At 69.4% G+C, this 17,000-nt stretch carries 18 protein-coding genes; 10 read left to right on the top strand and 8 right to left on the bottom strand.

Annotated features, from left to right (window positions below; all coding sequences use genetic code 11):
* Positions 1-28: 28 nt before the first annotated feature.
* A complete protein-coding gene (locus AB0M26_RS27305; protein ID WP_365264968.1) occupies positions 29-394 on the bottom strand; it encodes an SCO5918 family protein in 366 nt (121 codons plus the stop codon).
* Between the two features lie 292 nt (positions 395-686).
* On the opposite strand from AB0M26_RS27305, the gene AB0M26_RS27300 reads away from it, so the two are divergent.
* On the top strand, positions 687-890 hold the full coding sequence (locus tag AB0M26_RS27300) for a cold-shock protein (RefSeq protein WP_360861903.1): 204 nt from the start codon (positions 687-689) through the stop codon (positions 888-890).
* Between the two features lie 228 nt (positions 891-1,118).
* Positions 1,119-2,648, top strand: coding sequence for a DEAD/DEAH box helicase (locus AB0M26_RS27295; protein ID WP_365264966.1), 1,530 nt, complete (start codon positions 1,119-1,121; stop codon positions 2,646-2,648).
* A 38-nt stretch (positions 2,649-2,686) separates the two neighbouring features.
* Here the strand turns inward: AB0M26_RS27295 and AB0M26_RS27290 are convergent, their stop codons facing one another.
* Positions 2,687-3,268, bottom strand: coding sequence for a hypothetical protein (locus tag AB0M26_RS27290; protein ID WP_365264964.1), 582 nt, complete (start codon positions 3,266-3,268; stop codon positions 2,687-2,689).
* 537 nt (positions 3,269-3,805) lie between these two features.
* Between AB0M26_RS27290 and AB0M26_RS27285 the strand changes: the two genes are divergently transcribed.
* Positions 3,806-3,994, top strand: a complete 189-nt coding sequence (locus AB0M26_RS27285) for a hypothetical protein (protein ID WP_365264962.1) — start codon at positions 3,806-3,808, stop codon at positions 3,992-3,994.
* A complete protein-coding gene (locus AB0M26_RS27280; RefSeq protein WP_365264960.1) occupies positions 3,991-4,254 on the top strand; it encodes an FUSC family protein in 264 nt (87 codons plus the stop codon). The genes AB0M26_RS27285 and AB0M26_RS27280 overlap by 4 nt, the downstream gene beginning before the upstream one ends.
* Before the next feature lie 159 nt (positions 4,255-4,413).
* Here AB0M26_RS27280 and AB0M26_RS27275 read toward each other — a convergent pair whose 3' ends face one another.
* Positions 4,414-4,662, bottom strand: coding sequence for a DUF397 domain-containing protein (locus AB0M26_RS27275; RefSeq protein ID WP_365264958.1), 249 nt, complete (start codon positions 4,660-4,662; stop codon positions 4,414-4,416).
* On the bottom strand, positions 4,659-5,477 hold the full coding sequence (locus tag AB0M26_RS27270; protein ID WP_365264956.1) for a helix-turn-helix transcriptional regulator: 819 nt from the start codon (positions 5,475-5,477) through the stop codon (positions 4,659-4,661). The genes AB0M26_RS27275 and AB0M26_RS27270 overlap by 4 nt, the downstream gene beginning before the upstream one ends.
* Positions 5,478-5,589: 112 nt before the next feature.
* On the opposite strand from AB0M26_RS27270, the gene AB0M26_RS27265 reads away from it, so the two are divergent.
* The 3 genes from AB0M26_RS27265 (at position 5,590) to AB0M26_RS27255 (ending at position 6,694) form a co-directional block, all read left to right on the top strand.
* Positions 5,590-5,991, top strand: a complete 402-nt coding sequence (locus AB0M26_RS27265; protein WP_365264954.1) for an ATP-binding protein — start codon at positions 5,590-5,592, stop codon at positions 5,989-5,991.
* Positions 5,992-6,056: 65 nt separating this feature from the next.
* A complete protein-coding gene (locus AB0M26_RS27260) occupies positions 6,057-6,287 on the top strand; it encodes a hypothetical protein (RefSeq protein WP_365264952.1) in 231 nt (76 codons plus the stop codon).
* Complete coding sequence (locus tag AB0M26_RS27255) at positions 6,284-6,694, top strand: type II toxin-antitoxin system VapC family toxin (RefSeq protein ID WP_365264951.1); 411 nt, start codon at positions 6,284-6,286, stop codon at positions 6,692-6,694. Before AB0M26_RS27260 ends, AB0M26_RS27255 begins: the two co-directional genes overlap by 4 nt.
* A gap of 75 nt (positions 6,695-6,769) precedes the next feature.
* On the opposite strand, the gene argS is transcribed toward AB0M26_RS27255, so the two are convergent.
* Complete coding sequence (gene argS, locus AB0M26_RS27250; protein WP_365264949.1) at positions 6,770-8,539, bottom strand: arginine--tRNA ligase; 1,770 nt, start codon at positions 8,537-8,539, stop codon at positions 6,770-6,772.
* A 139-nt stretch (positions 8,540-8,678) separates the two neighbouring features.
* Between argS and lysS the strand changes: the two genes are divergently transcribed.
* Positions 8,679-10,424: a lysine--tRNA ligase gene (gene lysS / locus AB0M26_RS27245; protein WP_365264947.1), complete on the top strand. Its 1,746-nt coding sequence runs from the start codon at positions 8,679-8,681 to the stop codon at positions 10,422-10,424.
* 174 nt (positions 10,425-10,598) lie between these two features.
* Here the strand turns inward: lysS and AB0M26_RS27240 are convergent, their stop codons facing one another.
* The 3 genes from AB0M26_RS27240 to AB0M26_RS27230 all read right to left on the bottom strand — a co-directional run bounded on the left by AB0M26_RS27240 (position 10,599) and on the right by AB0M26_RS27230 (position 14,268).
* Positions 10,599-12,134: a DUF2637 domain-containing protein gene (locus AB0M26_RS27240; protein WP_365264946.1), complete on the bottom strand. Its 1,536-nt coding sequence runs from the start codon at positions 12,132-12,134 to the stop codon at positions 10,599-10,601.
* 323 nt (positions 12,135-12,457) lie between these two features.
* Complete coding sequence (locus tag AB0M26_RS27235) at positions 12,458-13,231, bottom strand: DUF3558 domain-containing protein (RefSeq protein ID WP_365264944.1); 774 nt, start codon at positions 13,229-13,231, stop codon at positions 12,458-12,460.
* Between the two features lie 38 nt (positions 13,232-13,269).
* Entirely contained in the window at positions 13,270-14,268 is a 999-nt protein-coding gene (locus AB0M26_RS27230; protein WP_365264942.1) for a hypothetical protein, read from the bottom strand.
* A gap of 161 nt (positions 14,269-14,429) precedes the next feature.
* Here AB0M26_RS27230 and AB0M26_RS27225 point away from each other — a divergent pair, with 161 nt between their 5' ends.
* Together AB0M26_RS27225 and AB0M26_RS27220 are read left to right on the top strand one after the other, a co-directional pair.
* On the top strand, positions 14,430-15,623 hold the full coding sequence (locus AB0M26_RS27225) for an RtcB family protein (RefSeq protein WP_365264940.1): 1,194 nt from the start codon (positions 14,430-14,432) through the stop codon (positions 15,621-15,623).
* 424 nt (positions 15,624-16,047) lie between these two features.
* On the top strand, positions 16,048-17,000 hold a 953-nt coding region (locus AB0M26_RS27220), incomplete at its 3' end, for an SPFH domain-containing protein (protein WP_365264938.1).

Raw genomic sequence — 17,000 nt, 5'->3', positions numbered from 1 at the left:
GTGGGTCCGTCAGCCGGTGGTGGGTCCGTCAGTCGGCGAATGGCGAGGGCGAGGGGGGCGGCGACGACGGCTCACGGGGGGCGGGTGGGGGCACGACCGGCAGCGTGTCCGGGTACGCGAAGTCGTCCACGACGGCGGCCGGCGGAACGGGAGGCGGCTCGGGTGCCGCCTGGCAGGTGAACCCCAGACGCTTCATGGCCCGTGTCACCTCATTCGCAGTGAAGTCACGGCGGTCCTGCCGTGTGACCAGGGCTCCGACCTGCTTGACCGGGTAGGTGGAGCGGCCGATGCGGACGCTGGGACCGGTGACCGGTTCCGGCCTCACGCCGCGCATCGTCAGCTCCACCTCGCTCGCGGTCAGGTCGAAGGGGTAGCCGGCGATGATGACACGCATGGGGCCTCAGAAGGGGGGAGGGAGTAGTACGCCGTGCGTACTCGGTTCGCCCAGCGTCCCACAGTTCGGTCCCGGCAGGAAGGACATACGGCGATAAGCAAATCGCCAACGCGGAAAGAAGTGTGCTACATTCTTTTGCGTTGCAGTTTTGGTACCCATGAACGTTGTGTGCACCTGACGGAAATGCCTCAGGTGCATTTTGTTTTGCCGATCTCATCGGATGGGGTCATTTCGGCGACGTGGAATCCGCAGGGTGCGGATTCTTTACTGCCTCCCCCACAAGGAGATTGCTATGGCCAGCGGAACCGTCAAGTGGTTCAACTCGGAAAAGGGCTTCGGCTTCATCGAGCAGGACGGCGGCGGCGCCGACGTCTTCGCCCACTACTCGAACATCGCCACCCAGGGCTTCCGTGAGCTCCAGGAGGGCCAGCGGGTCAACTTCGACGTCACGCAGGGCCAGAAGGGTCCGCAGGCGGAGAACATCGTCCCGGCCTGATCCACGGACGAGCCACACGGCAGGGGCCCGCACCTGAAGGGTGCGGGCCCTCGCCTGTGCGGTCTCGCGTGGTCCTCACCGGCTCGTTCCCGATCCGCCCTGCCGGCCGCTCGTCATCTCCGGCTCGTTCCCGTCTCTTCCGGCTCGTTCCCGCGACTCTCCGGTCGGCTCCGCCGCCACGGACACCTCCCCGGTTCGCGCCGTCGCCCCGAGGAAGGTTCCTTCCCAGTGAATCGTCGTGCCCGCCCCGCCCGAAACACCCGCTCGCAGCCGTCCGCCTCCACTCGTGGCCGCGGAGGCGGTTCCGGACCGAGCGATTTCGCTCTTCCCACCCCCATAGCCCCGGCGCTGCCCGCCGCCCGCTCGTTCGCCGAGCTGGACATGCCGCGCCCCCTCATGGACGAGCTGACCCGGCAGGGGGTGACCGTGCCGTTCCCCATCCAGGCCGCGACACTGCCGAACGCCCTCGCCGGCCGTGACGTACTGGGTCGCGGACGCACCGGCTCCGGTAAGACGCTCGCCTTCGGTCTCGCGCTGCTCGCCCGCACCGCGGGGAACCGTGCGCAGCCGCGCCGGCCGCTCGCCCTCGTCCTGGTTCCCACCCGGGAACTGGCCCAGCAGGTGACCCACGCCCTCGCCCCGTACGCCCGGCGCCTTCAGCTGCGGGCGGCCACCGTGGTCGGCGGGCTGTCGATCGGCCGCCAGGCCGCGGATCTGCGCTCGGGCGCCGAGATCGTCGTGGCCACCCCCGGGCGCCTCAAGGACCTCATCGAGCGCGGCGACTGCGCTCTGGACCAGGTCGGCACAACCGTGCTCGACGAGGCCGACCAGATGGCCGACATGGGCTTTATGCCCCAGGTCACCGCTCTGCTGCGGCAGGTGCCCGCCGACGGCCAGCGGCTGCTCTTCTCGGCCACCCTCGACCGCAACATCGACACGCTGGTCCAGCGTTTTCTGAGCGACCCCGTCGTCCACTCCGTGGACCCGTCCGCCGGTGCCGTCAGTTCCATGGAGCACCACCTGCTGCACATCGCGGACGCGGACAAGCAGGAAGCCGTCATCCGGATCGCCGCCCGCGACGGACGGGTGATCATGTTCCTGGACACCAAGCACGCGGCGGACCGCCTCGCCCGGCGGCTCCTGAGCAGTGGGGTACGGGCCGCGGCACTGCACGGCGGCAAGTCCCAGTCCCGGCGTACGCGCACCCTGGACCAGTTCAAGCGGGGTGACGTCACCGCACTGATCGCCACCAATGTCGCTGCCCGAGGGATTCACGTCGACGATCTCGACCTCGTCGTGAACGTCGACCCTCCGGCCGACCACAAGGACTATCTCCACCGTGGGGGCCGTACGGCACGCGCCGGGGAGTCCGGACGGGTGGTCACCCTCGTTCTGCCGCATCAGCGCCGGGAGATGAGCCGGATCATGGCCGATGCCGGGATCACGCCTCAGGTCGCGAAGGTGCGCCCCGCAGACGCCGAACTGGCCCGCATCACCGGCGCCACGGCTCCCTCCGGCGTGGCCGTCACGGTCGCGGAACCGGCCCCCGAGCAGCCCCGCGAGACGGCGAACGGCGGCTCCCGAAGGCGCCGCCCGTCCGGCCGTTCGGCCACGGCGTCGGGCCGTTCGGCCACGGCGTCGGGCCGTTCCTCTACGGGGTCGGGCCGTGGCTCCGCCGCGTCGGGCCGTAGCTCCAGCGGGTCGGGTCGGCAGGCCGGTTCCACGTCGCGGAAGACGTCGCGGCGCCGGGCGGCGTGACCGCCCGGCGCCGCTTCGCCGACAGCGTCCGCTCCTGATCAGCGACCCGCGGACCAGGAGTGGGCCACGTCGATCACGAGCCGCTCGCCCGTCTGGAACACCCGGAACGGCAGTCGGGCGCGCACCCCCAGACCGATCTGCGTTTCGCCCTCGAAGCTCGTCGCGAACCGGGCGTCCTTGAACGTCTTGTACCCGGTGAGGTTCACGCCGGGCAGCGGCTTGCCCGCCCGCCCCGGGTACGTCGCCGCTCCGGTGTCCGGGTCGTAGCTCGGTGCCGCCACCCGTATCTCGAGGACGGCCCCGCCGCCGACCGGTATGAACTGGCCCGAGCCGTCCTGGTAGAGCTTGTTGACGTAGTGCACCGTGTAGCCGATGCGGTTGCTGCCGGTGCCGGGGACGTCGAAGACCATCCGGTCGTAGCAGGTGTGGCGGCCGGTCCTGATGTCCGTCAGCGGCGTGTAGCCGGTCGGGGAGGCCGTCTTTTCGGTGCTGCCCCAGCCTGTCGCGCAGGCCGTCGCGGACGCGGGTGCCGCCGCGGCGGCGGTGGCCGAAGTCGCTGTTGCTGCCAGCCCCGCACTTGCCAGAACGAGCGCGGCCAGCGTGGTACCCAACCGTCGCATTTCTACCCCCCAGGTATCGAAAACGGTTACGTCGGGTTGGACAGGTGATATGCCCGAAGGGTTGCCTATCCGGATGGATCGGCGTGGGTCAACAAGACCCGGTGCAAAGCGGCCAGTTGGCCTGATCTTGGTCCGGGGCAGTCCGTGTCCCTACGTTGCCCTCCGGGGGTTCGGCCGGTGCCGAACCAGGCATCCGTGAGCGCGTCCAGCAGCGGCACCACATCAACACGCTCGGCCGCTGCTCCTTCCAACTCTCCGCCCTGCCGGGCGGCCTGCGCCCCGCTGCGCGACTCGGACGCCGCCGACGAGGAACAACCGGCACTGCCCGGCCTCAACAGGCTCCGCCGGATGACTGACGGATGCACCGTCTTCGACCGACGTCCGTGGGTTGCTTCAGGGCGGTCGCGCTGGAATCGCAGAATGCGGGACTGAGAGGCAGACCTGACGACCGGCGTGAACGAGGGCGGCCATGGCAAGTGCGAGCGGAGCACAAGGACAGCCCGTTCACAGGGGGACGATCACGAGCTGGCTGTCGAAGTGTTCGAGCTTGTCCCCGCGGGGATCAACTGGTCGCGAGCGGTGTTGTTCCTGGACCTCGCGCTGGTGGAGCTGATTGTCTTCTGGGCGATCGGCCACGAGGTGTATGTCCTCAGTGCGCTGTTCGGGTTGTTGTTCACGTGGCTGGACGACCCGGGAGGCGGCTACGGGCACCGTGCCTGGCCATGACCGAGCGCGGATTCGAAGTGGTCGCGCTCGTCCTGTTCATGCACGGGGTGGCGATCCGGTTCTGGAACTACACGCTCTACACGGCGGCCATCGCGGCGGGAGTGCTCATCCTGATGGACCTTCCGCAGCCCTCCGACTACTCCGCTGAAAGCTACCGGGTGCTGTGGACGTTGCGCGGCGTGGGGTTCGCTCTGCTGGTCATGCTGCTCGCGGGCATGCTCGCCAAGGGCACCGCCAAAGCACCGCCACATCCGACCTGAATGCGTCCAGGTCGCGCGGGCGGGCGACGCCGGACGGATCCTGCGGTGGATGAGGCGTCGGGCATCAGGGTGATGGCGGCCCGACCCGCAGGCGGCAGCACGGCGCCACGCCAGATCGCCGGGTGATCATCCGGCAACGGATGAACTGCCGGGCGCGGCTTACGCGTTGTCGGCGACCCAGGCGGCGAACGAGGCCCAGGCGGCGGGCGTGAAGTCGAGCACGGGCCCGTGGGGGTCCTTGGAGTCACGGACGTGGACGGTGGTGGGGTGGGCGGACACCTCTACGCAATTGCCGCCTTCCCCCGTGCTGTAACTGGACTTGCGCCAGGCGTAGGCGACCTCGATGCACGCACCGCCCTCGCTCCCGCTGTAGGTGGACTTGAACCACTCCAGTGCGCAGTCGTTCATCGCTCTCCTAGCAGCCGGTCCAACTCGCCCTTGGTCTCATCGGGATTGAGGGCCTGAGTTCGCAGCATTGCATATTTCCGGGCCAAGATGCTGACCTCGTCGGGGTCGGAGATGAGCATGCTGCCGCGATGAGCCTCGACGTATGCGAGGTGCTCGTGATCGGCCGTTTCGAGGAGGACGAACGGGCCCTCCAACCCGGCGTGGGTTTGTCTTCCGAAAGGCATGATCTGCAAGGAGAGGCCGGGGAGGTCAGTGCAGAGGCGCAGGTGCCTTAGCTGTTCGGCGTGAACCGTGCCCCCGCCGAGGTGGTCCATGAGTACAGCCTCGGAGATGATGAAGCTGAGGGTCCGCGGGACCTTGTGGTGCAAGATGCATTGGCGTTCCAGTCGCGCTGAGACCCGGCGCTCTGCTTCCTCGTCCCCCAGTAGCGGGACGACACTACGGAAGACCGCGCGAGCGTACGCCTCGGTCTGGAGCAGACCTGGCACAACTTGGTTCTCGTACGTGGAGAGGTCGATCGCCTCCCGCTCGTAGTCGATGAACTCCGCCGCCCACACCGGGAACTTGTCCACTTCCGGCATGTTCGCCACCGCCACCGCGAGCGCGCCCTTGGTCTCCAGGATTCGGTCCAAGTCCTCCGCCAGGTCCGGCTTCAGTGGGCGCCTGCCCTGCTCGATGGAGGCGATGGTCTCCTCGTGCAGGCCGAGGCGTTCGCCCAGCTCCCGTTGGGTCAGCCGTGCGGACCGGCGGAACTGCGCCGTGAGCGCGCCGACGAGCCGTACCGACGACGCGTTCTTCCTCTTCCGTGGGTGCATGCCCGACCAACTCCCCGCCCGTGTCCCCGCGTTACTCACCGTCAGCCCGTACAAACGATCCGTACGGGCGGGCGCACTGTTCAGCGTAGTGACGGAGAGCGACCATGGCGTTATGAACGGCACAACTCATGCCCCGTATCTCCGCGAGCGGTTCTACCGCCGTGACCGCCGATCCGTGCCCGCTGCCAGGGAGTTCGTGCGGCAGGCGCTCGTGGACTGGGGGATCGAGGACCGCGCGGACGATGTGTTGCTCTGCGTGAGCGAGTTGGCCACGAATGCGCTGCTGCACGGAGTGCCGCCGGGGAGGGGCTTCAAGCTGTTCCTGTCACGGGACGGAGTCGCGGGACCGCTCCGGATCGAGGTGCACGACAGCGGCGACGGGTGCCCGCGGATTCCGGATACGGAGGCCGGGGACGAGGGCGGGCGTGGGCTCCTGCTCGTCGAGGCGCTCGCGGACAAGTGGGGCGTCGGCGAGCGCGACCCGGGCAAGGTGGTCTGGTGTGAGTTCGGGTGAACGCAGCGTGTGGAGTCCCCCGAGCCCTGCTAGCAGAATGCTGGCAATGCGACCATTCTTGTTGCATGGCGACTCTCTATGTACGTGACCTGTCCGAGGATGCGCTGGCAGAGCTGAAGATACGAGCTGCCCGCAACAAGCAGTCCCTACAGGCATACGCTAGAGCCCTTCTCGAAGAGGAGGCGGCCACCCCAGCGATCGAGGACGTCATCACCCGGATTCGCGAGCGTGTCACCGCGCACCTGGCGACCGATGACGTACTGGAGGACACCGCAGCAGGAAGGCGTCGCGAGTGATCGTCGTCGACGCCGGCGCGCTGGTCCTGCTGGTGGCCGATGCGGGCCCGGTGGGAGAGGCGCTGCGCGAGCGTTCCATGGGGGAGCGGATCGCTGCCCCCTACTTGCTCGACGTCGAGGTCACCTCGGCCCTGCTGGGGCAGCGCCGCCGTAGAAAGCTGACAGATGGTCAACTCGACTCTGCGTGGGAGGCGTTCGCGGCGCTGCCCGTCAGGCGCATGGAGCACACGCCTCTACTGCCCAGGGTGCGGGAGCTGTTCGCGAACCTGTCCGCCTACGACGCCACATATGTCGCTCTGGCCGAGGGGTTCGAGGTGCCCCTGGTCACGAGCGACGCCAGGATCGCCAGGTCCGGGCGGGCCCGCTGCAAGATCGAAGTCTTCAACGAGCAATCACTGGGTCGGTAGCGGAACACGCTGAAGGGGCCGGTGACGCGGATCGCGCCGCGTCACCGGCCCCCTTCGGCGTCCGTACGGGAGGGGTCAGAGCCGCTCGGGCGTGCGGATGCCCAGCAGGGCCATGCCCTGGTGGAGCGTCCGGGCCGTGAGGTCGCACAGGAAGAGCCGGTTCTCCACCGTCCGGGCCGTCTCGGCCTTCAGGACCGGGCACTGGTCGTAGAAGGTCGTGAACAGCGAGGCGAGCTGGTAGAGATACGCGGCCAGCTTGTGCGGCTCGTACGTCTCGGCGACGCCCGTCAGCACGTCGGCGAAGTCGTCGAGGTGCAGGCCCAGATCCCGCTCGGCGGGTGCCAGCGGCAGCTCCGGGTGCGCGACCGGCCGGGCGTCCCCCGCCTTGCGGAGGATCGACCGGATCCGGGCGTAGGCGTACTGGAGGTAGACGCTGGTGTCGCCGTTGAGCGAGACCATCCGGTCCAGGTCGAAGACGTAGTCCCGGGTGAGCGAGTTGGACAGGTCGGCGTACTTCACGGCGCCGATGCCCACCTGCGACGCCCGCTCGGCGACCTCCTCGTCGGTGAGGTCCTGGGCCTTCTCCCGGACGACCGCGGCCGCCCGTTCGGTCGCCTCGTCGAGCAGGTCGACCAGCCGGACCGTCTCGCCCGCACGGGTCTTGAACGGCTTGCCGTCCTTGCCCAGCACCGTGCCGAACGGGAGGTGCGAGGCGGTGACCTCGTCGGTGAGCCAGCCGGCCCTGCGGGCGGTCTCGAAGACCATCCGGAAGTGCAGCGCCTGCCGGGCGTCCACGACGTAGAGGAGGGTGTCGGCCTTCAATACGCCCGTGCGGTCGCGGATCGCGGCGAGGTCGCTCGCCGCGTAGCCGAAGCCGCCGTCCGCCTTCTGCACGATGAGCGGGACGGGGGAGCCGTCCTGGCCCTTGATGTCGTCGAAGAACACGCAGAGCGCGCCCTGGGAGCGGACGGCGACGCCCGACTCCTCCAGGAGCTGGCAGGTCTCGACGAGCATGTCGTTGTAGGCGCTCTCGCCGACGATGTCCGGGTCCCGGATCTCGACGTCCAGCTTGTCGTAGACACCCTGGAAATAGATCTTCGACTCATCGACGATCTTGTGCCAGAGGGCGAGGGTCTCCTCGTCACCGGCCTGGAGGTCGACGACCTTGCGCCGGGACCGCGTCTTGAACTCCTCGTCGGACTCGAAGAGGGCTCGCGACGCCTTGTAGAGCCGGTTGAGCCGGGCCATGGCGGCCTCGCCCTCACCGTCGCCGTAGGCGCTGTCCGACGCGTGGTCCAGCTCGTGCGGGTGCTCGACCAGATACTGGATGAGCATGCCGAACTGGGTTCCCCAGTCGCCGATGTGGTGCCGCCGGATCACGGTCTCGCCCCGGTGCTCCAGGATCTGGACGAGCGCGTCGCCGATCACGGTGGAGCGCAGGTGGCCGACGTGCATCTCCTTGGCCACATTGGGCTGGGAGTAGTCGATCACCGTCGTGCCGGGGTGCTCCGCGTACGGGACTCCGAGCCGGTCGTCCGCGGCCCGCGCCGCCAGCGTCGAGGTGATCGCCGAGTCGGTGACAGTGATGTTGAGGAAGCCGGGACCCGAGACCTCGACCTCCGCCAGAACGTCATCGGCCGGCAGGCCGTCGACCACCTTTCCGGCCAGCTCCCGCGGGTTGCCCTTCAGCTTCTTGGCGAGGCCCAGCACGCCGTTGGCCTGGAAGTCCGCCCGGTCACTGCGTCGCAGCAGCGGGTCCGCGGTGCCGGCCTCCGGCAGGGCAGCCGAGAGGGCGTCCGCGACGCGCTGGTGGACCGTGGCGGCGAGAGAAGGGACCGAGGCCATGGATGCGTACCGTTCCGTTGGGGTGGAAGGGGATTCAGGCCAGTATCCCATGGCGCCGCCACCGAATTTCGGTCTGGGACAATGGGGGCGCCAGGCTGTCGGAGAAGAGATCAAGAGAATCAAGAAGGAAGTGCCGAACGTGGCTCAGAGCACTGAGACCGACTGGGTCTCCAGGTTTGCCGACGAGGTCATTGCCGAGGCGGAGCGCCGCGCGCCCGGCAAACCGATCGTCTGCGCCTCGGGCCTCAGCCCGTCCGGGCCGATCCACCTCGGCAATCTCCGCGAGGTCATGACTCCGCACCTTGTCGCGGACGAGATCCGGCGGCGGGGCTACGACTGCGTACACCTTCTGTCGTGGGACGACTACGACCGGTTCCGCAAGGTGCCCGCGGGCGTCGACCCGTCTTGGGACGAGCACATCGGCAAGCCGCTGACCTCCGTCCCGGCCCCGCCCGGCAGCTCGTACGCGAACTGGGCCGAGCACTTCAAGGCTCCGATGATCGAGGCGATGCGGCAGCTCGGCATCAAGTTCCACGGCGTCAGCCAGACCGAGCAGTACACCTCCGGCGCCTACCGCGAGCAGATCCTCTTCGCGATGCGCGAACGGGAGCGGATCGACGCGATCCTCGACCGCTACCGCACCAAGGACAAGGGCGCCGACGCCAAGAAGAAGGCGCAGCCCAAGCAGCAGCAGAAGGGCAAGCTCGACGAGGCCGACGCCGCTGCCGCCGAGGCCGCGGCCGAGGGGTCCGGTGCGGCGAGCGAGGACGACGGGAAGGCGGCAGCGGGCTACTTCCCGTACAAGCCGTACTGTTCCATCTGCGACCGCGATCTGACGACCGTGACGGCCTACGACGACGAGACGACCGAGCTGTCCTACACCTGCGCCTGCGGACACAGCGAGACCGTGCGGCTCTCCGAGCACAACCGGGGCAAGCTGGTCTGGAAGGTCGACTGGCCCATGCGCTGGGCCTACGAAGGCGTGATCTTCGAGCCGTCCGGGGTCGACCACTCCTCGCCGGGCTCGTCGTACGTCGTCGGCGGGCAGATCGTCGAGGAGATCTTCGGCGGCGAGCAGCCCATCGGGCCGATGTACGCCTTCGTCGGCATCAGCGGAATGGCCAAGATGTCGAGCTCCAAGGGCGGGGTACCGACCGCCTCCGAGGCGCTGGAGATCATGGAGGCGCCGCTGCTGCGGTGGCTGTACGCGCGGCGCAGGCCGAACCAGTCCTTCAAGATCGCCTTCGATCAGGAGATCCAGCGGCTCTACGACGAGTGGGACGCCCTGGTGCGCAAGGTCGCGGACGGCGCGGCGCAGTCTGCGGACGCGGCCGCGTACAGCCGCGCGGTACGCACCGCGGAGGGTGAACTGCCGCGCACGCCGCGGCCCCTGCCGTACCGGACGCTCGCATCGGTGGTGGACATCACCACGGGCCACGACGAGCAGACGCTGCGCATCCTCAGCGACCTCGATCCGGAGAACCCGGTCACCTCGCTGGACGAGGCGCGGCCGCGGCTCGACAAGGCGGAGCGGTGGATCACCACTCAGGTCCCGGTCGAGCAGCGCACGCGCGTGCGGGAAGCGCCGGACACGGAGGCGCTGGCGAAGCTCGGCGAGACCGAGCGTGAGTCGCTGCGGCTGCTGCTCGACGGACTGGACGAGCACTGGTCGCTCGACGGGCTGACGACGCTGGTCTACGGCGTGCCGAAGGTCCAGGCCGGACTGGAGCCGGACGCGAAGCCGACGCCGGAGCTGAAGGTCGCGCAGCGGTCCTTCTTCGCGCTGCTCTACCAGCTCCTGGTCGGGCGGGACACCGGACCGCGGCTGCCGACGCTGCTGCTGGCGGTCGGGGCGGACCGGGTCCGCAAGCTGCTCGGCGCCTGAAGCGGGGCCTCCTTGCGAGCTCCCTCCGGACGTGGTCCAGATCGGCCGCCCGCCCGGCCGCCCCCGGCACGAACTCGGCGGTCCGGGGGAGCTCGCTTTTTCGGGCGGGGCGCGGTGGGCGGGTGGTCGGGGCGTCGCGCGGGGGTGGCCGCGGGTGCGGAGCCGGTGCCCGGGTCAGCCTGCCATGCCCATCTCGGCGTTGTAGCGGTCCCTGAACTCCCGCATGTACGTGCGCAGATAGCTCTCGCTGAGCAGGCTGCCGTCGCTGTTGGTGACGCCGAAGCGGTCGTTGAGCGCGCGGGAGAGCTGCCGGGCGGTGGGGCGGCTGCCCTGCTCCGCTATGAACCCGCGGTACGCCTCGAAATACACCTCCTCACGCGGGACCCCGTCCGGGAAACCGATGGGGTCGTCGCCCGCCTCGGGGGCGGGGTAGTCCTCGGTGCTACGGGCGGGCGGTGCAGCGGGCTCGACGAGGAGCTGCTCCTGCAGATCCGCCCCGTTCGTCCGGGGCGAGGGCACGAACGCGGACTGGCCGGGCGCCTGGGCCTGGGCCTGGCCGAGAGTACGGTAGCGGCCGGGTCCGACGGGCACGGTGACGTGCGAGGTCTCCGGCTCGGCCGGGGGCTCCGGCTGCTGGGGCTGGGCTTGCTGCCCAGGCTGGGCCTGTTGCGGCTGCTGGGGCCCGGGGCCGGTCCCGGGCGGCGCCTCCGCGACCGCCGCCCAGGCGTCGTCCGTTCCGTACGCAGCACCTGCGTACGGAACAGTCCCTGCCGTCTCGGTCGCTTCCGTCTCGGTCGCTTCCTTCTCGGTCCCTGCCGTCTCCGTCGCCGGCCCCTCGCTCCGTGCCTCGGACACGGGCCCGTCGCCGGCTCCGGTAGCGGAGGAACGGTCGAGTCCCAAGACCCCGGCGCCTGGTTCCCCCGCGGTCAGGGAACGCCGCTCGGCCGCCGCCCCGTACGCGAGCCCGGACGACAGGTCGCCGGGCGCGGGCCGCTCCGCGGTGACGACCGGCGGGTCGATACCGGCTGCGGCCAGGCCCGCGGGGCCGGTCTCGGCGAGCGGTATCCCGTACCGCGCGAGCTTGAGCGGCATCAGGGACTCCACGGGCGCCTTGCGCCGCCAGGCGCGGCCGTAGCGGGCGCGGAGCCGGGCCTGGTAGACGAGCCGGTCCTGTTCGAGCCGGATGACCTCGTCGTAACTGCGCAGTTCCCACAGCTTCATGCGGCGCCACAGCCGGAAGGTGGAGGGGAAGGCGAGCAGCCAGCGGGCGATGCGGACCGACTCCATGTGCCGGTCGGCGGTGATGTCGGCGATGCGGCCGATCGCGTGCCGGGCGGCTTCGACGGCGACGACGAAGAGGACGGGGATCACCGCGTGCATCCCGACGCCCAGCGGGTCGGGCCACGCCGCGGCGCCGTTGAAGGCGATCGTGGCGGCGGTCAGCAGCCAGGCCGTCTGGCGCAGCAGCGGGAAGGGGATGCGGATCCAGGTCAGCAGCAGGTCGAGCGCGAGCAGGACGACGATCCCCGCGTCGATGCCGATGGGGAAGACCACGGCGAAGGCGCCGAATCCCTTGCGCTGGGCGAGATCGCGCACCGCCGCGTACGAACCGGCAAAGCCGATCCCCGCGATCACGAGCGCGCCGGCGACGACGACGCCGATGAGTATGCGGTGTGTGCGTGTGAGCTTCATCGCGTTCGGCGCGGCCATCCCGCGGTCCCCTCCAACAGCCTTCGGCATCCGGCGCCGCACAGCCTGGCACACGCGTGGACGCGGCGGTGCCCGAGTCCACGGGGGCCCGGGCACACTACGGCCGTTTCTGCTGTTTCGCGGCTTATCTCTGCGCGGCGTCCGCACGGCGTCCACACGGCGACCGCCCGGCGACGCGTTTCCCGCCCCGCCCCGCGCACCTCTTCTGGGGGGCCGATGCCCTCCCCGCGTGCACGGCCCCTGGGCCCGCCGTACGACTCCTGGGCCTCGCCGTACGGCTAGCTACTGGCTCTGCCGTACGTCCAACTGGGCCCGCGTCCGGACTACTTGCGCGTGTCCTCGACGGCCTTGACGGCCTCCTCGGCGGCGCGCTTCGCGTCCTTGAGCATCTCCTCGGCCTTGGGCGTCTTGGCGTCCTCGTAACCCGTGCCGTTGTAGTTGACCGTGACCACGACATTGGCCGTACGGGCGACCACGGTCTGGTTCTTGAAGTCCTCGCGGTCCTTCTTCAGGTCGTAGCCGATGGTCGTCGCCTGGTCGCCGAGCCCGGCCGCCGTGACCGCCTTCAGCTTCTTGGCGCCTTTGACCGACTTGGCGCCGGCGACCTGCTTGGTGAAGTAGTCCTGGGCGCGCTCGGAGCCGCTGCCCAGAGACGTGTCGGACTCGAAGCGCTGGAAGGAGACGTCCAGCCAGCGGTACTGGAAACCGTCGAGACCGTTCCAGGAGCAGGAGCTGCGGGATTCGAGATCGGCTGATTTGCCCTCCGAGCCCGACTTGTTCTTCGCCTTCGGCACCAGGTCCTTGATGGTCTTCTTGTCGAAGGCGTCGCAGGGGCGGGGCAGCTTGGCGTACTTGGCGGGCGCGACGGTGGGGGTCGACTCGGCCGACTTCGACGCTTTGCCGTCCGAGGCCGAGTCCTTGCTGTCGTCGGAGCCGAGCGAGCAGCCGGCTACGAACATCACCGGTACGACGGCTGCGCACGCGAGGAGGCGGGCGAGTCTCGGGGTGGGTCGCTGGGCTGTGGTGTGCATGGTTCCTTCGCTCTTCTTCTCGGCGGCGGTCGTCGATGCGTCGTCGCTGTCGTCCATGTCATCCATGGGGCGGCGGGTATTCCGCGCCCCTTTCGCCCGACAGGCTATTCGTCGAAACGCCCGACGAGCTCCTCGGCGAGGCGCAGGGCCTTGGCCTGGAGATCCCTACTGTCCGGTACGGAGGAGGGGGCGGAGGACCACTGGTCGTACTCGACCGTGACGATGACGTTCGACGCGCGGAAGACGATCGTGACGTCCCGATGGACGCCGGAACCGGCCGTGACCAGCCGGTCGTCGAGGTACGCGACATCGGCGAGGTCGTCGAGCGGGCGGGGTGCGGTGGCGGGATCCGAGCTCGCCTCGCCGGGGGACGGGGAGCCGCCGGAGGGGGAGCCCCCGGGGGGCTCGTCGCCGTTCTTGTTGTCTTTCTCACTCTTGTCCGCGGTGTTGGCGGCGGACTCCGAAGCGGACGCGGACGCGGAGCCCGACGAGCCGGAGCCGCCGTCCTCATCGTCCTTGGATGTGCCACTTCCTAGGTTTTCTGCGCCTTTTCCGTTTTGGTTGCTTTCGTCGCTCTCCGGGCTCTCCGGGCTCTCCGGGCTCTCCGTGCCCCCGTCCTCGCTCGCCTCTGGGGCGACAGCGGGGATGTCGGCGGCCGCGGCCTTCTTGTCGTAGAGCTCCTGCGCACGGTCGTCATCGCTGACGGCCGGGTCGTACGAGACGACGCGCTCGAAGTCGATGCCCAGGTGGCGGGTGCCGTCCGGGGATTGGGCCTGCCAGCGGCAGCCCACCCGGCGGTCCGTGTCATAGGTCAGGGCGGCCTCGCCCTCGTACGCCTCGTCCCGCTCCTCGTCGGCGAGGCTGTCGAGGCCGGGGAGCAGTGCGCGAAGCGTGCCGCGCTCGACGGAACCGCAGGGCTCTTCGAGCGTGCGGTACTTGCCGGGCTCGGCTTCGGGTGCCGCTGCCGCGGGGTCGCCGGGCTTGGAGTCGTCCGTGACGCCGCCGTCCGAACCGCTGGTGCAGCCCGCCAGGCCCGCGGCCAGTCCGGCCGCGAGGAGCGCGGCGGCCAGGGCGGTGCCCGGTGCGTACGGCCTTCGCTGCACGGTGACCGGCTCCCTTCGGACGAAAACGTGTTGCCGCCGGTCGGCGGACGCTGGAGACAATGTCTATCGCACGCTCTGCCGCGCCTGCCGGTTTCTTGTCGAGAAGCTGGCGGTAAGTCCGGCTTTTGCGGTTTCTTCTGTTCGGGGGAATTGAGGACTTCATGACGTACACCGAAGTGCCCGGCGCCCGGGTGCCGATCCGGATGTGGACCGACCCGGCCACCGTCGAGGGCGGCGCCATGCAGCAACTCCGCAACGTGGCGACGCTGCCCTGGATCAACGGCCTGGCCGTCATGCCGGACGTGCACTACGGCAAGGGCGCCACGGTCGGCTCGGTGATCGCGATGCACGGGGCGGTCTGTCCGGCGGCGGTCGGCGTCGACATCGGCTGCGGGATGAGCGCGGTCAAGACCTCGCTCACCGCCGACGACCTTCCCGGTGACCTGTCCCGGCTGCGCTCGAAGATCGAGCAGGCGATTCCGGTGGGGCGGGCGATGCACGACGAACCGGTGGATCCGGGGCGGCTGCACGGGTTCCCCACCTCCGGGTGGGGCGACTTCTGGTCGCGCTTCGACGGGATCGCGGACGCCGTCAAGTTCCGCCAGGAGCGGGCCACCAAGCAGATGGGTTCGCTCGGCAGCGGCAACCACTTCGTGGAGTTCTGCCTGGACGAGTCGGGCTCGGTCTGGCTGATGCTGCACTCCGGGTCGCGGAACATCGGCAAGGAACTGGCCGAGTTCCACATCGGCGAGGCCCGGAAACTGCCGCACAACCAGGGCCTGGTCGACCGCGACCTGGCGGTGTTCGTCGCGGACACCCCGCAGATGGCGGCGTACAGGAACGATCTGTTCTGGGCGCAGGAGTACGCCAGGTACAACCGCGCGATCATGATGGGGCTCTTCCAGGACGTCGTCCGCAAGGAGTTCAAGAAGGCCAGGCCGACCTTCGATCAGGTCATCTCCTGCCACCACAACTACGTGGCGGAGGAGCGGTACGAGGGCATGGACCTGCTGGTGACGCGCAAGGGCGCGATCCGCGCGGGCAGCGGCGACTACGGCATCATCCCGGGCTCCATGGGCACCGGTTCGTACATCGTGCGTGGCCTGGGGAACGCCGCGTCGTTCAACTCAGCCTCGCACGGTGCGGGCCGGAAGATGAGCCGCAACGCGGCGAGGAAGCGCTTCACGACGCGGGACCTGGAGCACCAGACGCGCGGGGTGGAGTGCCGTAAGGACGCGGGTGTGGTGGACGAGATCCCGGGCGCATACAAGCCGATCGAGAAGGTGATGGACCAGCAGCGCGACCTGGTGGAGGTCGTCGCGAAGCTGAAGCAGGTGGTCTGCGTCAAGGGCTGAGGAGCAGCACACCCCACGTCTCCCGGGCTGGACTCGACCCGGGACCCATCGATGCCAGAGGCCCTGCATGGACCTGGGCCCGCTCCCCGGGCACGGGCACGCAGCTTGGCGACGGTGACGGCCGGGAGCCGGCTCAGCGCCACGTAAACGGTTGCGTTATATGCGTTGCTGGCCTAGCCTCGGCGTTCGGCCAACGAGGGAACAGCCGGTGTCGGCCGATTCGGTGGCCCCGGCGCAAGCGGCTTCCACGGTATTTCGGTGGTGCCCGGGCTGCGGGCAGTGTCGAGAGGGCGGCTGGTGCCGCCCTCGGCGGAGAGTGCTTTCCCGCGCTCAAGGGACGGACGTCATGAGGGCAGTCCCCCGCACGACTGCGCCGGCCGTATCACATCAACATCGACGACCGGACGTACCGGGGAGACGTGCAGTGGGTTTCATGGACCGAATACGCGGTGAATTGATCGACATCGTCGAGTGGACGGACGACAGTCGGGACACCATTGTCTGGCGTTTTCCGCGGTACGAGAATGAGATCAAGATGGGCGCGCGTCTGATCGTGCGCGAGTCGCAGGCAGCCGTCTTCGTCAACCAGGGCCGCATCGCGGATGTCTTCGCGCCGGGCACCTACGTGCTGGAGACAGGGAACCTGCCGCTGCTGTCGACGCTGCAGGGCTGGAAGCACGGCTTTCACTCCCCGTTCAAGGCGGAGGTCTACTTCGTCACCACCCGGCAGTTCACCGAGATGAAGTGGGGCACGCAGAACCCGGTCATCGTGCGGGACGCGGAGTTCGGCATGGTGCGGCTGCGCGCGTTCGGCGGCTTCGCGGCGCGGGTGGTCGATCCCGCCATGCTCCTGACCGAACTCGCCGGTACCGACCCGATGTTCCGCACCGAAGAGGTCGAGGAGTATTTGCGGCGGCTGATCGTCGGGCGGCTGTCGACGCTGCTGGCAAGCGCGGGGGTTCCCGTGCTCGACCTCGCGGCGCGGCAGACCGATCTGGGCGAGACGCTGGCCAAGGCGCTGACCGACGAGTTGGCCCCGACGCACGGCATCGCGATCCCGAAGTTCATCATCGAGAACATCTCGCTGCCGCCCGAGGTGGAGAAGGCCCTGGACGCCCGCAGCCGGATGGGCGTCATGGGAGACGTCGAGAACTATGCGCGCTTCCAGGCGGCTGATGCGATCCGGGACGCGGCGAGCAACCCCGGCGGCGCCGGCGAGGGCATGGGCCTGGGGGTCGGCATGGCGATGGGTCAGCAGGTGGCGCAGACGCTTGCGCCGCCGCAGGTCCGGCAACCGTCCCAGGGGCAGCATCCGCATGGGCCCGCCGCTCCGGGTCGGGGCGCTCCGGGCGGGGCAGTTCCGCCACCGCTGCCCGG

The sequence above is a fragment of the Streptomyces sp. NPDC051776 genome (assembly GCF_040681345.1).
Classification (GTDB): domain Bacteria; phylum Actinomycetota; class Actinomycetes; order Streptomycetales; family Streptomycetaceae; genus Streptomyces.
Note: the sequence above shows the minus strand (reverse complement) of the source record. Positions and strands in the feature narration are given on the sequence as shown.

Excerpts from the sequence above, each read along its gene's own strand:
- AB0M26_RS27305 (WP_365264968.1), bottom strand. The coding sequence starts at position 394 with ATGCGTGTCATCATCGCCGGCTACCCCTTCGACCTGACCGCGAGCGAG.
- AB0M26_RS27300 (WP_360861903.1), top strand. The coding sequence starts at position 687 with ATGGCCAGCGGAACCGTCAAGTGGTTCAACTCGGAAAAGGGCTTCGGC.
- AB0M26_RS27290 (WP_365264964.1), bottom strand. The coding sequence starts at position 3,268 with ATGCGACGGTTGGGTACCACGCTGGCCGCGCTCGTTCTGGCAAGTGCG.
- AB0M26_RS27280 (WP_365264960.1), top strand. The coding sequence starts at position 3,991 with ATGACCGAGCGCGGATTCGAAGTGGTCGCGCTCGTCCTGTTCATGCAC.
- AB0M26_RS27275 (WP_365264958.1), bottom strand. The coding sequence starts at position 4,662 with ATGAACGACTGCGCACTGGAGTGGTTCAAGTCCACCTACAGCGGGAGC.
- AB0M26_RS27270 (WP_365264956.1), bottom strand. The coding sequence starts at position 5,477 with ATGCACCCACGGAAGAGGAAGAACGCGTCGTCGGTACGGCTCGTCGGC.
- AB0M26_RS27265 (WP_365264954.1), top strand. The coding sequence starts at position 5,590 with ATGAACGGCACAACTCATGCCCCGTATCTCCGCGAGCGGTTCTACCGC.
- AB0M26_RS27260 (WP_365264952.1), top strand. The coding sequence starts at position 6,057 with ATGGCGACTCTCTATGTACGTGACCTGTCCGAGGATGCGCTGGCAGAG.
- argS (WP_365264949.1), bottom strand. The coding sequence starts at position 8,539 with ATGGCCTCGGTCCCTTCTCTCGCCGCCACGGTCCACCAGCGCGTCGCG.
- AB0M26_RS27240 (WP_365264946.1), bottom strand. The coding sequence starts at position 12,134 with ATGGCCGCGCCGAACGCGATGAAGCTCACACGCACACACCGCATACTC.
- AB0M26_RS27235 (WP_365264944.1), bottom strand. The coding sequence starts at position 13,231 with ATGGATGACATGGACGACAGCGACGACGCATCGACGACCGCCGCCGAG.
- AB0M26_RS27225 (WP_365264940.1), top strand. The coding sequence starts at position 14,430 with ATGACGTACACCGAAGTGCCCGGCGCCCGGGTGCCGATCCGGATGTGG.